Here is a 14,042-nt window from a genome sequence, read left to right as displayed (position 1 = left end):
GGTCCCCCGGGGCGCCACCGGGCGACGAGCAGTCCGTGGAGACGGATCGCCAGTGCCCCGTGCTCCCGCGCGGACAGCGCCCGGTGGCGGAGGGGCGCGTGGGTCACGACGATCCGGGCCCCGGAGCGCAGGACCACGGCCACACAGTCCCGTCCGGACCGGGAACGGGCCGGGCAGCGGCAGTCGCCGTGCCCGCCGGGTGCGCCGCGCAGCGTCACCAGCAGGCAGCCCGGGTAGCGCCGCAGCAGCACGCCGCCCAAGGCCGGGCAGCCGGTCCCGTAGAGCGCGTCGGCGCACTCCCGCAGCCCTTCGTCCGTACGGCTGTCCAGGTCCACGGCCACGCAGTCCGCGCCGTGGCCGTCTCCGCGGTACCCGGTCATACCGGCAGCTCCATGCCGTCCGCGCCCGGCTGCTGCTCCACGAGGGGAGCCGGGAGGGGCAGCGGCAGCGTCTCCGGGAGCCACGCGGGCTGCCCGAGGCCCAGCAGCCGGTACATCAGCCGCCGCATGTTCCGGTTGAAGCGGCCGGGCTCGGAGGAGATCCGGGCCGCGATCCGGGCGTACTCCTCCGCCGGGTACTCCGCGGCCGCGTACGCGAACTGCTCCGGCAGCGCGTGGGCGGGCGACATGGCCGGCGCGGCACGGGCCAGGGCGGCGGCCGGTGACGCCGGGTTCACGTCGCGCTCCGGGAAGGAGGCCAGCAGGACGGGCGCCTTCGTCATGGTGCCGTAGAGCGTCACCGAACCGTGGTCCCCGATGATCCAGTCCGCCGCGATCAGCGGGATGCGCCAGTCGGCCCACGGCGGAAGCACCGCGACGCCCCGCCGCCGGCAGCCCGCGAGCCAGGCCCGTACCTGCCAGGCGCCGTGACCCGCCCACACGTTGGGATGGACCAGCACGGCGACCCGGTAACGGCTCTCCGGCAGCTCGGCCAGCAGCCTCGGCAGCAGCGCGTCCAGTTTCCCGAAGGCCGAGCCGCTGCCCCAGGTGGAGGACACCAGCACCAGCTGCCGGTCCTCCGGCAGCCCCAGGGCCTGCCGGTAGCGGTCCCGCAACGGCAGGCTGGCCGCGATGCGGTCGTAACACGGATCGCCCACGACCTCGGCGCGCGGCAGTGCCTCGGGGCAGCGGCGCCCGAGTTCCGCCAGCTCCTCGTGGTGGGCCAGGGCCACGGCCCGCGGCACCACCCTGTCCCGCCACATCAGGTACTTCCGGCCCAGACCGCCGACGGTGCGCGGGGTCCCGGGCAGGTCGTCGGCCGTGCGGGACAGCTTGATGTGGCCGGCGCCGTGCGGCAGCCGGATCAGCGGAGCGCGCAGCCGTTCCACCCCCTGCGAACCGGCCGCCAGCGCGAGGTCGAACACGGTGCCCGCGGCTTCCTCCCACGGCAGCACCGTGGCTCCGAGCCCGCGGAGAAACCGTTCAGCGCCACCGCTGAACGCGTGCGGAGCGACCGTGAACGTCACCTGGACGCGCAGGTCGGACTCCAGCAGCGGCAGCAGATCGCGCAGCCGCCGGCCGTACACCTCGGTGTGCACCACCACCAGGATCCTCTTGCAGCCGGACAGTGTGACCCACTGGTCCGGGTTCCTCGGCATGGCCCCGTCGGGGCCGAGTTCAACAGACATGGCGTCCCCCAGCGTCAGTCCTGCACGTTTCGGGGTTGTCCTGCCCGGCACCGGGGACGGAAGGCTTGCCCGGGCCTTGGAGATACCTTGCAGTCATGCGTACGGGGCCGTGCGGCGGCGGCTACCGTGGGAGTCCGGACGAACGGGGGGACGTCGTGGAGCCCGATTCCGTGATGGTGCTGATGTCCGTCGTGACCGCGGCGGCCGCGCATGTGGGCAGCGAGGCGGCGCGCCGGGCCCTGGCGGATCTCTCGGCGCTCGCCCGCCGGATCCGCGGCGCCGGCCCGGCCCGGGAGGAGACAGGGGACGGCGCGGACGGGCCGGGGAGCGAGGACGGTACGGACGGGCCGGGGAACGACGACCGTACGGGCCGGCCGGGGAGCGACGGTCACACGGGCTCGCCGGGGAGCGCAGAGGGTGCGGACGGGCCGGAGACGGCGGACGGTGCGGACGGGCCGGAGGCCGGGGACGGCTCTGACGACCGGACCGGTACGGCGGAGGACGCGGCCGCGTCGGGCCCGGAGGCGCTGCGCGACTACGCGGAAGAACTGCTGCGGCGCGCCGACCACGACCCCGCGCTCGCCCGGGAACTGGAGGACTGGGCGCGCAGGCACGCCCCGGCGCTCGGCGTGACCGGCGAGGAGGGGGCGGTTCACAACACGGTGTCCGGAGACGCCCGGATCACCGGCCCGGTCGTGCAGGCACGCGACATCAGCGGCGGGATCAGCTTCGGCGGCCCGGACCGCTGACGGCCGGCACTCCGGAGGGCCGGGCAGGCACGGAGGGTTGACCGGTCCGGTCCGGTGGGTCCATTCGGTGCGGTGCGGTGCGGACCGGTTCGGTGCGGACCGGTGCGGTGCAGCGCGGAGCGAACCCGGCCTGACCCGGTCCGACTCGCCACCCGACCCGACCCGACTCAACCCGACCCGACCCGGCCGGTGACCGCCGGGACGGTGGCCCCGTCCTGGCCCGTCCCGGTTGGCCCTGCCCCGGCGTTGGGCCCTCCCGGGCCACCCGGGCCCGGGAGGGATCTCTTACCGCTCGGCCCGGCCGTACGGCGCTCAGCCGCTCCCGGTGTCCCCGTCGACGTACACCCAGTCGCCCTCGTGCCGGGTGAAACGGCTGTTCTCGTGCTGGGAGCCGGGGCGGCCCCCGTGCGTGTAGTGCGCCCGGAACTCGACGGTGCCGGCGCCGTGGAACGGCCCGCCGCCGGTGCTGCCGAGGATGTCCAGCCGCTGCCAGCGCAGGGCCGGGTCGAAGCCGATGCCGGGCGGGCGGGTGCGCGGGTGCCAGGTGCGGAGCAGATACGGCTCGTCGTGCACGGCGAAGGCGGTGTAGCGGGAGCGCATCAGTTCCTCCGGGGTCGCGGCCCGGGCCTCGCCGCGGTGCAGCCGTCCACAGCAGTCCTCGTACGCTGCGGGCAGTCCGCAGGGGCACGGTCCGGGCGGGCGGCGGCCCGGCTGCTGCGGCCGGGGGCGGCGGGGCTTGCGTTGCGACATGGGCCCATTGTCGCCGCGCCCCGGCCCACCGCCGCGCCGGGCCCGTCGAGTCGCGGATCACCAGCCGGCAGGGCAGCCGCTCCTCGCCCTGCCGCGCCGTACCGTCGATCGCCCGGAGCAGGCGTCGCCACCCTCGCCGGATACGGCTCCGCCCGCTTGCGCTTCCCGCCGCGCTTGGCCGCCGTCCGGGGCGGTGCCGCTGTGCATGACGGCCCCGTTCCAGGCCGTCCTCACCGCGCTCCCCGTGGTGTTGCGCTACCCCGCTCCCCAGGGTGCTGCGCTACCGGCTCTCCATGGTGTTGCGCTCGCTCCGCCTGCCGAACTCGCTGCTCGGCCCGGTGCCGTCCACGCCACCTTCCGGATGCCGATCCCGGTCTTCCTGATGCGTGACGCGTTCGAGCAGATCCCGGCCGCCCTGACCGAGCCGGCGCAGGCCGGCGGCTGTTCCGGTGTGTCCTCGCTGTGGCGGGTGCCGCTGCCGGTGGTCCGGCCGGGCGCCCTGTCCGTGGCGCTGTTCGCCTTCTTCTCCGCCCGGAACGAGTTCCCGGCGGCGCCGGTCCTGCTGCCGGACGGCGCCGAGTTCACCCTGCCGGTCTTTCCGACGGTGCTTGTCCCCAGGCATCCGGGCGGCATCGACCGGCGCGTCCGGAGACGGGCGTGCCGGTGACTATGATCCCGGGTGTGCTCATCTTCCTGCTGCTCCAGCGGTACTGCGTCAAGGGCCCGGTGGCGGGACCGGTGAAGTGAGCGGGGTCGCCGACCGGCTGCTGGCGGTCCTCGACGCGTTCGACAGCGCCCACCGCACCCTCACCCTCACCGACCTCGCCCGCCGCGCCGGGCTGCCGCTGGCCACCGCGCACCGGCTGGTCGAACGGCTCACCGCCTGGGGCGCGCTGGAGCGCGACGAGAGCGGCGCCTACCAGATCGGGCTGCGGCTGTGGGAGGTCGCGACGCTCTCGCCGCGCGGTGTCGGCCTGCGCGAGACGGCGCTGCCGTTCATGGAGGACCTCTACGAGGCGACGCACGAGAACGTGCAGCTGGCCGTCCGCGACGGCACCGAGACGGTGTTCCTCGAACGGATCTCCGGCCGGGCCGCGATCGGTGTGCACACCCGCGTCGGCGGCCGCTGGCCGCTGCACGCCACCGGGGTCGGACTGGTGCTGCTGGCGCACAGCCCGCCCGCCGTCCGCGAGCAGGTCTGCTCCGCCCCGCTGGAGACGTTCACCCCGCTGACGATCCGCGACCCGCGGCGGCTGCGCGCGGTGCTCGCCGAGGTGCTCCGCACCGGGACCGCGGTGAGCGACCGGCAGATCACCATGGACGCCCTGTCGGTCGCCGCCCCGGTGCGCGGGCCGCGCGGTGACGTGGTGGCCGCGCTGTCCCTGGTCGTGCCCAGCGAGCAGGCCCAGCCGCACGCGCTCGTGCCGCCCGTGCGGATCGCGGCCCAGGGCATCTCCCGGGCGCTGAGCTGGGGCCCCGGGACCTGACCGTCCGCGCGCGGCGTGCGGCCCCGGATCCCCGGGACGGGGCGGTCCGGGGATCCGGGTGCGGTCCGGGGCCCGCGGGCGGTCAGAGGTCCAGCACCAGCCGCGGCCCCCGGGAACGTGACACGCAGATCATCATCGTCTCGCCGGCCGCCCGCTCGTCCTCGGTGAGCAGCGAGTCCCGGTGGTCCGGCTCGCCCTCCAGCACATCCGTCTCGCAGGTGCCGCAGGTGCCCTCCTGACAGGACGACAGCACCGTGACACCGGCCTCCTCGACGGCCTGGAGCACCGACCGGTCCGGGGGCACGGTGACGGTCTTCCCCGACCGCGCCAGCTCCACCTCGAAGGCCCCGGCCCGGGCCGGCTCGCCCTGCTCCCGGGGGTGGAAGCGCTCGGTGCGCAGCGCCCCGGCGGGCCAGGACGCGGCGCACCGCTCCTCCACGGCGGCGAGCAGCGGTTCGGGCCCGCAGGCGTACACGAGCGTGCCCTCCCGCGGCTCCGCGAGCCACGCGTCGAGGTCCAGCAGTCCGTACTCGTCCTGTGGGCGTACCGACACCCGGTCGCCGTACCGGGCCAGTTCGTCCAGGAACGCCATGGACGCCCGGCCGCGCCCGCCGTACAGCAGCCGCCAGTCCGCGCCCGCGGCGTCGGCCGCCGCCGCCATCGGCAGCAGCGGGGTGATGCCGATGCCGCCCGCGACGAACAGGCAGCGGTCACCGGGCACCGGGGCGAACGGGAAGTGGTTGCGCGGGCCGCGGACCCGGACGGTGCTCCCCTCCGTGAGCCGGTCGTGGACATGCGCGGACCCGCCGCGTCCCGCCGGTTCGCGGAGCACGGCGATCCGCCAGCGGGACGGGTCGGCGGGGTCGCCGCACAGCGAGTACTGGCGGACGCGGCCGCCGCCGAGGTCGAGGTCGATGTGCGCGCCGGGCTCCCAGGGCGGCAGCGCGGCGCCGGCCGGGTGCCGCAGGGTCAGCACGGCGACCTCCTCGGCCGCCGTCTCCCGGCGGGCGACGGTCAGTTCGGCCTCGTACTCGGTGCCGTTCCCGGCCCCGTCCGCGGACCGGACGGCGGCCGGCCCGGGGGGCGCGGCGGCGGGGCGGCCGGTGGTGGTGTCAGCTGCCATGGAGCGCGGGCTGCCTCTCTCGTTCCGGGTGCGGGGCCGCCGCCGGACCCGGCGGCGGTTCGTGGCCCTCGGGGTGGGCGAGCAGCCACTGCCAGATCTCCGCGGGCGACTCCGCCACCTGCCGGGCACCGCAGTGGCAGGTGCCGAGCAGCTGGTCGGAGCCGGGGACCCACTCCACCCGCAGAACGCCGGGCGCGGGACTCACCGCGCCGCCCTCGCGGCGGCGGCCGTGCCCTCGGCCGTGCCCTCGGCGGTGCCGGACTCCTCGCAGAGCCGGCGCAGGATGCGGCGGGCGGCGAGGCCACCGGTGTCGATGTTGATGCTCAGCTCCTGCACCGAGTCCGGCTCGTCCGCGACGATCTTCTCGAGCAGGTCGAGCGCGGTGACGTCCTGGAGGACGACCTCCCGGTTGAACTTGTGGAGGAAGTCGGAGACCTCCTGGTCCTCCTGCGCGAAGTCGCGGGCGACGGCCCAGAAGTCGTACGTGGTGTTCTCCGTCGACGGCGTGATCGCGTAGACGATCTCGGTGTGGAAGCCGTTGGGGTCGGAGCCGTCCTCCTCGGGCAGCACACCGACCGGGGCGATCCGGCTGTGCAGCTGATACAGGCACGGCGCGTGGTACTCGATGTCCTGCCAGCGCGTGATCCGGCCCTCGATGCCGGTGGACTTGGCGTAGAACGGCGGGCAGGCGGCGTCGGCCATCCGGCGGCTGACCCGGACGATGTTGTGCTCGTCGTCGGCCTCGGTGGTGATCGGTGTCTCCGCGACCTCCGGCGTGCCGATGTAGCCGCCGTGCAGATACGTCTCGTGGGACAGGTCCAGCAGGTTGTCCACCAGCAGTCCGTAGCGGGCGGCCAGCGGCTCCATGCCGGAGACCGTGGCCCAGGCCGGGTCGGCCAGCCAGGGGGCGCGCGGCGGCGCGGTGGTCGCCGCGAGCGCAGGGTCGCCGATCCACACCCAGACGAACGAGTCCTGCTCGACCAGCGGGTAGGAGGCGACCCGTGCGGTGCGCGGGATCCGCCGCTGTCCCGGGACGTACACGCAGGTGCCGGTCGTGTCGTAGGTGAAGCCGTGGTAACCGCACACGACGCGGTCACCGTCGAGGCGGCTGGCGGATAGCGGGTAGCGCCGGTGCACGCACCGGTCCGCCAGCGCCACGGCCGCCCCTTCCTCGGTGCGGTAGAGCACCAGCGGCTCACCGCAGACGGTGCGGGCCAGCAGCTCCTCACGGCCCACCTCCGTGCCGTACGCGACGACGTACCACTGGTTGCGTGCGAACGCGGTCTTGGCGGTCATGGTGTCCCAACCCTCTCGCCGGAGTGATGTGCCCTTGTGCGGTGCACACTCGTGTCCGGGCGGGAGAGTGACAAGGCCGTCTTCCACGGAGTGGAAGGACTCGTTCGCGAGTCTTGCGGACAACTCCGGGAGGAGGTATAAGGCGCCCCGCGGTGGCAGTGTTGCCGGGCCTCGGCGGCTCAGGCCGAGTCGCGCCGTACCAGTTCGGTCGGCAGGATCACCGCCGACGGCTCCTCGCCCGCGATCCGGGCGAGCAGGACCCGCACCATCTCCGAACTCATCCGGTCCCACTGCACCCGCATCGTGGTCAGCGCGGGCCGGCTGTCCAGCGCCGCCGGAGAGTCGTCGAAACCGGCCACGGCGACGTCCTCCGGCACCCGGCGGCCCGCCTGCTCCAGCGCGGTCATCACGCCCAGCGCCATCAGGTCCGAGGCGACGAAGACGGCGTCCGTGTCGGGCGCCCGGCGCATCAGTTCGGCGGCCGCGGCCTCGCCGCTGCTCCGGCTGTAGTCCCCGGGGACGACGAGCCGCTCGTCCACCGGCATGCCGTGCTCCGCCAGCGTCTCCCGGTAACCCGCCAGCCGCTCGACACCGCCCGGGGTGTCCGGCGGACCGGTGACCGTGGCGATCCGGCGGCGGCCGGTGCGGATGAGATGGCCGACCATCTCCCGGGCGCCGTCCCGGTCGTCCGCGGCGACGTACGCGAGCATCCGGGACTGCCCGAGCGGCTTGCCGCACGCGACGACCGGGATTCCGGCCTTCACCAGCCGCTCGGCCATCGGGTTGCCGGAGTGGCTGGACACCAGCAGCACCCCGCCGACGTGCCCGGCGGTGATGAAGCGCGATATCCGCCGGCGCTCCGGCTCGTTCCCGGCGATCATCAGCAGCAGCGGGATGTCGTGCGCGGCGAGCGCCTGGGTGCAGCCGCGCAGCAGGACGTTGAAGTTCGGGTCCTCGAAGAACCGCTCCTGCGGCTCGGTCAGCAGGAAGGCCACCGAGTCCGAACGGCCGGTGATGAGGCTCCGGGCGTGCCGGTTCACGACATAACCGGTACGGCGGATCGCCGCGTTGACGGCGTCCGCCGACGCCGGGCTGACATTGTGCCCGCCGTTGAGGACCCGGGAGACCGTGCCACGGGAGACGCCCGCCTCCCGGGCCACGTCGTGGATGGTCGGCGGGCGGCGTCGCCCTGTGCTGCTCATGCGGGTCTCGTCCTTCGTCCGGGCCGGCTCTGCTGCGGGGTCTGTCCGAACCGCCGCGCCCACCGGTCCTGCCGTGGCCGCGGGCGCCGGTGCGGCTCAGGTCAGGACTTTACGGCCCCGGACAGCAGGTCCAGGCTCCAGAACCGCTGGATCAGCAGGAACAGCGCGATCAGCGGAACGATCGCGAGCAGCGCCCCGGTGATGACCAGCGTGTAGAGGGCGGGCGTGTTCGAGCCCTGCTGGAGCAGCGTGTAGAGACCCAGCGTGACCGGGAACTTCTCGTCGTCGCCGAGCATGATGTACGGCAGCAGGAAGTTGTTCCAGACCGCCACGAACTGGAAGAGGAACACCGTCACCAGTCCGGGGAGCATCATCGGCAGCGCGATCGCGCGGAAGATCCGCCACTCGCCCGCCCCGTCCATCCGGCTCGCCTCGACGAGGTCCGCGGGCACGGCCGCGGCGGCGTAGATCCGGGCGAGATAGACGCCGTACGGGGAGAGGATGCTCGGCAGCAGCACGGACAGATAGCTGTCGGCCAGCCCCGCCTCCGCCATCAGCAGATACTGCGGCACGGCGAGGATGACCGGCGGCATCAGCACCCCGGCGAGCAGGACGTTGAAGACGGCCTCCCGTCCCCGGAAGCGGTGCACCGCCAGGGTGTAGCCGCTCAGCGCTGAGACCGCGGTCGACAGCAGGGCGCCCAGGCCCGAGTAGAAGGCGGAATTGGCCATCCAGCGCCAGTACACGCCGTCGCGGTACGCCGAGAGGTCGGTGAGGTTGTCCGCGAAGCCCGAACCGGGCAGGAAGGTGAAGGTGGAGAACAGCTCCCGGCCCGACTTCGTCGCCGCGACCAGCACCCAGGCGACCGGCAGCAGACAGTAGACGGCGCCCAGCAGCAGCACGGCCGTGGGCACCAGCCGGCCCGGCCGGCGGCGCGCCCCGGCCGGGCGGGAGACGGGGGACCCGGCGCGGGCGCCCGGCGGGTACCGGGTGTCGCGCGGGCCGGGGGCGACGGTGGCGCTCATCGGGTGGCTCCCTGCTGCTTCGTACGGGAGTTGGCCGCCTTCAGGAAGCCGAAGGACAGCACGAGGGTGACGGCCGCGATGACCACGGCGGTGGCGGCGGCCGAGTGGATGTCGCCCTTGACGAAGGCGTCCTGGTAGACCTTCATCAGCGGGCTCCACGTCGTGGGCACGGAGTTGGTGAGCGGCTTGAGGGTGGTCGGCTCGCTGAACACCTGGAGCGTGGCGATCAGCGAGAAGAAGAAGGTCAGCACCAGCGACGGCACCACCATCGGGATCTTGATCCGGAGCGCGATCTGCCACTGCGAGCAGCCGTCCAGCCGCGCCGCCTCGTACACCTCGGTGGGAACGGCCCGCAGCGAGGTGTAGATGACGATCATGTTGAAGCCGGTGCCGCCCCAGACCGCGATGTTGGCCAGCGCGACGTAGAGCGGACCGCCGTCCAGCAGGTCGGGCTCCGGCAGCCCGGCCGCGCCCAGCGCGTGGTGGAACGGGCTGACGTCGGGCAGATAGAGGAAGCCCCAGAGCAGCGCCGCGATGACGCCCGGCACCGCGTAGGGCAGGAAGATCGCGAGCCGGGAGAAGCCGCGCAGCCACGTCTCGCGGCGGCCCCGCCGGTCGGCGTCCAGCATCAGCGCGAACAGCAGGGCCGCCCCGAGCATGGCCGGGACGACGATCGCGCCGTAGCCCAGCACCCGCAGCGCGCCGGCGAGCAGTTCGGAGTCGCCGAGGGCCGCGGTGTAGTTGGCGAGCCCGGCCCAGACCTCCTCGCGGGCCCCGCTGCCCAGGCCCAGGCCCTCGACCTCGACCCGGCGGAAGCTGAGAAACACGGCGTAGCCGATGGGCAGCGCGAAGAACAGCGCGAACAGGGCCAGCCCGGGCAGCAGGAAGACGTACGGCGCGCGGCGCGGCCCGGCGGACGCGCCCCCGCGGCGGGTCATCCGGCGACCCCGAAGCCCTGCTTCGTCAGGTCGGCGACCGTCGCGCGATGCATGCTCTCGAGCGCGGTGGCGAAGGCCTCCGCCTTCTTGCTCTTGGCGGCCTTGCCGAACTCGTCCTTGAAGGTGCCGTACGCGACGTTGACGTTCGGGCCCCAGGCGGCCGGCGCCGTGGTCTTCGCGATCTCCGCTGCCTCCGTGTAGAAGTCCGGCTGGTTCGCGAAGAACGCCGGCGGCTCGGCCAGCGCGCCGCCGGTCTGCGCGGCGGTGGCGGCCGGGTAGATGCCGCCCTCCTTCACCAGCGCGGCCAGCGCCTCCGGGTCGGTGTTCAGCCAGGTGGCGAACTCGGCGGCCGCCTCCGGGTGGTCGCAGTCACGGGAGACGCCGGTCGTCGAGCCGCCCCAGCTGCCGGTGCGCTCCTTCGAGGCGTCCCACTGGGGGAGCGGGGCCATGGCCCACTTGCCCTTGGTGTCCGGGGCCGCGGTCGTCAGGGTGCCGGGTGCCCACACCGCGCTGACCCAGGCGAGCTGTTCGCCGGTGTTCATCGCCTTGTTCCAGGCCGGGGTGTACATCGGCTGGTTGTCGATCGCGCCCTCCTCGACCAGACCGCCCCAGAAGTCGGCGACCTTGCGGGTGGCCGCGTCGTCGATGCCGACCTTCCACTGCTCGCCGCTGGTGGTCCACCACTTCGCCCCCGCCTGCTGGGCGAGTCCGGCGAAGAGGCCCGAGTCGTTGCTGGAGAAGGTGGTGAGCGCCTTGTCCGGGGCCTGCTTCTTCAGCTCCCGCGCGGTGTCGGCGAACTCCTGCCAGGTCCCCGGGACTTCCAGGCCGTACTGCTCGAAGAGGTCCTCGCGGTAGTAGAACATCATCGGCCCCGAGTCCTGCGGCAGCGCGTAGACCGCGTCCGAGCCCAGCGTCACCTGCTGCCAGACGCCCGCCGGGAACGCCTTCCCGGCGTCCTTCACCTCGTCCGATATGTCGGCCAGCACGTCCCCGCTGACCAGGGTCGGCAGCGCCTGGTACTCGGCCTGGACGAGGTCGGGCGCCTCCCCGGCCTTGGCCGCGGTGAGGATCTTGGTGACCAGGTCGTCACCGGACGCCTGCTTCTTCACCGTGACCTGGATGTCCGGGTTCTCCTTGTTCCACAGCTCGGCGACCTTGTCCATGCCGGGGGCCCAGGCCCAGTAGGTCAGTTCGGCGGGGCCGGACCCGGAGTCGCCGGAGGAGCCGCAGCCGGTGAGCGCGGCGGCGGAGAGAGCGGCCGCGAGGGACGCGGCCGCCAGGCGGCGGAGCGGAGTGGACTGCATGGACATCTCCCCTGACGAGGGCCTCTGCCGCGGCGCGGGCCCGATGGCACGGGCGCACCGGCGCGAGCGCCCCCGAGACGGGCGCTGTGCTGAGCGGCTTCTGTGAGCGTTCACAGTAGAGAAACGTTCCGGATACTTGTCAATCCCCGAGCGGCTGCGCATATTCTGGCTCGGCGCATGGGTCGATGCTGTGCACGTTCACAGTCATGGACGTGACGTTCGGCCGGGTGCGTACCGATGCGTCCCGTCACGGAGCAGGAGAACCCATGCCGTACAGCCCCCCGAAGGGCCTGCGCCGACTCGCGTTCGGCGGGGACTACAACCCCGAGCAGTGGCCCGAGGAGGTCTGGCAGGAGGACGTCCGGCTGATGCGGGAGGCCGGGGTGACCATGGTCAGCGTCGGTATCTTCTCCTGGGCCCTGCTGGAGCCGGAGCCCGGCCGCCACGACTTCGGCTGGCTCGACCGGCTGCTCGGCCTGCTGCACGACAACGGCATCCGCGCCGACCTGGGCACCCCCACCGTGGCCCCGCCCGCCTGGTTCTACCGCGCCCACCCCGAGGCCCTGCCGGTCTCCCGCGACGGCACGCGCTACGCCTTCGGCTCCCGCGGCGCGATCTGCCACAGCTCCGCCGCCTACCGGCGGGCCGCCGCCGGCATCACCGAGCGGCTGGCACGCCGCTACGGCCGGCACCCCGCCCTCGCCCTGTGGCACGTCCACAACGAGTACGGCGCCCCGGTCGGCGCCTGCTACTGCGACTCCTGCGCCGCGCACTTCCGGCGCTGGCTGCGCGCCCGGTACGGCACCGTCGACGCGCTCAACGAGTCCTGGGGCACCGCCTTCTGGAGCCAGCGCTACGCCTCCTTCGGGGAGATCGAACCGCCCCGCGCCACCCCGACCGTCTGCAATCCCGCCCAGCGGCTGGACTACGCCCGCTTCGCCGACGCCACCATGCGGGAGAACTTCACCGCCGAGCGCGACATCCTGCACCGCCACGCCCCCGGCGTCCCGGTCACCACCAACTTCATGACCGCGCTCAGCCAGTGCGACGCCGTCGACTACTGGGCCTGGGGCCGCGAGGTCGACCTGGTCGCCAACGACCACTATCTGATCACCGACGGCCGCCGCACCCACGTCAATCTCGCGATGGCCGCCGACCTCACCCGCTCCGTCGCGGACGGCGGCCCCTGGCTGCTGCTGGAGCACTCCACCAGCGGCGTCAGCTGGCAGCGCCGCAACCCGGCCAAGGCCCCGGGGCAGATGGCCCGCAACAGCCTCGGACACATCGCGCGCGGTTCGGACGGCGCCATGTTCTTCCAGTGGCGGCAGTCCCGGCGCGGTGCCGAGAAGTTCCACTCCGCGATGCTGCCGCAGGCCGGCACCGACTCCCGGGTCTGGCGCGAGGTGGTCCGGCTGGGCGCCGGCCTCGGAGCGCTCGCCGGACTCGCCGGGACCCGCACGGTCGCCGACGCCGCCATGATCTGGGACTGGCAGTCCTGGTGGGCGCAGTCCCTGGAGTGGCGGCCCAGCGAGGACCTCGACGCCCGCGAGCGGGCCGACAGCTTCTACGAGGCCCTCTACGACCGGCACCTGACGGTCGACTTCCTCCCTCCGTCCGCCGATTTCGCGGACCGTCCGCTGGTCGTCGTGCCCGCGCTCTATCTCGCCACCGAGGACACCGGCCGCCGGCTGCGCGGCTATGTCGAAGCCGGCGGCACCCTCCTCGTCTCCTGCTTCTCGGGCATCGTTGACGAGCACGACGCGGTGCACCCGGGCCCGTACCCGGGTGCGCTGCGCGACGTACTCGGTCTCACCGTCGAGGAGTTCACCCCGCTCGGGGAGGACGAGCGGGTACGGATCACCGGCCCCGGCGGCGCGGAACTCACCGGCGACGTCTGGTCGGAGATCGTCGTGCCGCGCGGTGCCGAGCCGGTGTGGACGTACGCCGACGGGCCCGCCGCCGGCCGTCCGGCCGTCACCCGGAACCGGCTGGGGCGCGGCACCGCCTGGTACGTCTCCACCCGGCTGTCCGCCGGGGCCCTGGCCGGGCCGCTGGCCGCGGCCTGCGCCGACGCCGGGCTGCCGGCCCGGGACGAGCTGCCGCGCGATGTCGAGGTGGTCCGCCGCACCGGCCCCGCCGGTGACTACCTCTTCGTCGTCAACCACACCGACACCGAGGCCAAGGTCCCGCTGCCCGGCGGCGCCGGCACCGAGCTGCTGACCGGCGAGCGCGTCGCCGGGCGGCTGGCCGTGCCCGCGGGCGGCGTCGCCGTGGTGCGGACGGCCCGCAGCTGAACGACCCGCGGACCACCGGGCACCGCCCGGCGCCCGGTGCCGCCACCGTGCCGCCCCGTCACCCCACGACCCCGTCAACCCGTCAACCCGCCTCAGCAGTTCGAAGGGACATCCGAGATGCACGACGAACGAGGCACGATCCCCCACGGCACCGCGTCACCGGACACGGGCCATCACGGCACCGCGTCACCGGCCACGGGCCGCCACGTCACCACGGCACCGGGCGTCACGTCACAGGACACCGCCG

General features: G+C 73.9%; 13 protein-coding genes. 4 read left to right on the top strand and 9 right to left on the bottom strand.

The annotated features are described in order from the left end of the window. Positions 1-376: 376 nt before the first annotated feature. Complete coding sequence (locus GCU69_RS05645) at positions 377-1,627, bottom strand: hypothetical protein (RefSeq protein ID WP_235978263.1); 1,251 nt, start codon at positions 1,625-1,627, stop codon at positions 377-379. 155 nt (positions 1,628-1,782) lie between these two features. On the opposite strand from GCU69_RS05645, the gene GCU69_RS05640 reads away from it, so the two are divergent. Continuing rightward, positions 1,783-2,376, top strand: a complete 594-nt coding sequence (locus GCU69_RS05640; protein ID WP_156205295.1) for a hypothetical protein — start codon at positions 1,783-1,785, stop codon at positions 2,374-2,376. Between the two features lie 312 nt (positions 2,377-2,688). Here GCU69_RS05640 and GCU69_RS05635 read toward each other — a convergent pair whose 3' ends face one another. Next, the gene (locus GCU69_RS05635; RefSeq protein WP_156205294.1) at positions 2,689-3,126 is read right to left on the bottom strand and encodes a YchJ family protein; all 438 of its coding nucleotides are present in this window, start codon (positions 3,124-3,126) and stop codon (positions 2,689-2,691) included. Between the two features lie 361 nt (positions 3,127-3,487). Between GCU69_RS05635 and GCU69_RS05630 the strand changes: the two genes are divergently transcribed. Both GCU69_RS05630 and GCU69_RS05625 read left to right on the top strand, forming a co-directional pair. Then, positions 3,488-3,793 carry an ABC transporter permease family protein gene (locus GCU69_RS05630; protein WP_156205293.1) on the top strand — a complete coding sequence of 102 codons (306 nt, stop codon included), beginning with the start codon at positions 3,488-3,490 and terminating at the stop codon, positions 3,791-3,793. Positions 3,794-3,869: 76 nt separating this feature from the next. Beyond that, the gene (locus GCU69_RS05625; RefSeq protein WP_235978262.1) at positions 3,870-4,613 is read left to right on the top strand and encodes an IclR family transcriptional regulator; all 744 of its coding nucleotides are present in this window, start codon (positions 3,870-3,872) and stop codon (positions 4,611-4,613) included. Between the two features lie 82 nt (positions 4,614-4,695). Here GCU69_RS05625 and GCU69_RS05620 read toward each other — a convergent pair whose 3' ends face one another. From GCU69_RS05620 to GCU69_RS05590, 7 genes are all read right to left on the bottom strand, one after another. Next, positions 4,696-5,736 (bottom strand): PDR/VanB family oxidoreductase, encoded by a 1,041-nt coding sequence (locus GCU69_RS05620; RefSeq protein ID WP_156205292.1) that lies wholly within the window; start codon positions 5,734-5,736, stop codon positions 4,696-4,698. Next, entirely contained in the window at positions 5,726-5,941 is a 216-nt protein-coding gene (locus GCU69_RS05615) for a hypothetical protein (RefSeq protein WP_098750339.1), read from the bottom strand. The genes GCU69_RS05620 and GCU69_RS05615 overlap by 11 nt, the downstream gene beginning before the upstream one ends. Further along, positions 5,938-7,032: an aromatic ring-hydroxylating dioxygenase subunit alpha gene (locus GCU69_RS05610; RefSeq protein WP_156205291.1), complete on the bottom strand. Its 1,095-nt coding sequence runs from the start codon at positions 7,030-7,032 to the stop codon at positions 5,938-5,940. Before GCU69_RS05610 ends, GCU69_RS05615 begins: the two co-directional genes overlap by 4 nt. A gap of 179 nt (positions 7,033-7,211) precedes the next feature. Beyond that, complete coding sequence (locus tag GCU69_RS05605; protein ID WP_156205290.1) at positions 7,212-8,234, bottom strand: LacI family DNA-binding transcriptional regulator; 1,023 nt, start codon at positions 8,232-8,234, stop codon at positions 7,212-7,214. 101 nt (positions 8,235-8,335) lie between these two features. Next, entirely contained in the window at positions 8,336-9,259 is a 924-nt protein-coding gene (locus tag GCU69_RS05600) for a carbohydrate ABC transporter permease (RefSeq protein WP_098750342.1), read from the bottom strand. After that, entirely contained in the window at positions 9,256-10,197 is a 942-nt protein-coding gene (locus GCU69_RS05595; protein ID WP_098750343.1) for a carbohydrate ABC transporter permease, read from the bottom strand. Before GCU69_RS05595 ends, GCU69_RS05600 begins: the two co-directional genes overlap by 4 nt. Beyond that, positions 10,194-11,501, bottom strand: coding sequence for an ABC transporter substrate-binding protein (locus GCU69_RS05590; protein ID WP_156205289.1), 1,308 nt, complete (start codon positions 11,499-11,501; stop codon positions 10,194-10,196). The genes GCU69_RS05595 and GCU69_RS05590 overlap by 4 nt, the downstream gene beginning before the upstream one ends. A 266-nt stretch (positions 11,502-11,767) precedes the next feature. Here GCU69_RS05590 and GCU69_RS05585 point away from each other — a divergent pair, with 266 nt between their 5' ends. Then, complete coding sequence (locus GCU69_RS05585) at positions 11,768-13,795, top strand: beta-galactosidase (RefSeq protein ID WP_156205288.1); 2,028 nt, start codon at positions 11,768-11,770, stop codon at positions 13,793-13,795. The last annotated feature ends 247 nt before the right edge of the window (positions 13,796-14,042 follow it).

It is taken from the genome of Streptomyces lycii, assembly GCF_009735685.1.
Classification (GTDB): domain Bacteria; phylum Actinomycetota; class Actinomycetes; order Streptomycetales; family Streptomycetaceae; genus Streptomyces; species Streptomyces lycii.
This window is presented reverse-complemented; position numbering and strand designations above follow the sequence as displayed.